Source organism: Desulfovibrio desulfuricans, assembly GCF_024460775.1.
Classification (GTDB): Bacteria; Desulfobacterota; Desulfovibrionia; order Desulfovibrionales; family Desulfovibrionaceae; genus Desulfovibrio; species Desulfovibrio desulfuricans_E.
This window is the reverse complement of sequence record NZ_JANFYZ010000047.1, coordinates 1-394: the sequence shown is the minus strand read 5'-3', so window position 1 is coordinate 394 and position 394 is coordinate 1. Positions and strand designations below refer to the sequence as shown.

The 394-nt window shown below is 35.8% G+C and carries 1 protein-coding gene; it reads right to left on the bottom strand.

What is annotated here, in order from left to right; translation table 11 throughout:
- On the bottom strand, window positions 1-394 hold a 394-nt coding region (locus NE637_RS15350; protein WP_256267797.1), incomplete at both ends, for a site-specific integrase.

Below are 394 nucleotides of genomic sequence, written 5' to 3'. Positions count from 1 at the left end.
GCTATTTCCCTTATCTGCTTCTTCCGATGATTCGAACTGTAATTGCAAACTACTTACAATATCAGTGATATCAGATTGATGTTTTTGTCCATAGTAAGGAATAATTGTAAATTCCCAAGCAGGAATCAATTTCTTTAATGAGGCTTCCAGAATTGTTGCTTTTTGCGTCTTGTATTTAAACTGGAGTGATTTATTGACAATATCGAAACTCAGCGAATTGCTTATGATAGTATTATAGCTCATGAATGTGGCTCTCTTGATTGCTGTTCCGTTATGTGTAATCATCCAACATAAATAGGTTAGTTCAGCAGCACATAATGCTATTTTCTCACCTGAAGGTCTTTCAAACCTTTCCACAAACTGACGAACAAGCACCTTAGGTGGTGTTTTACAT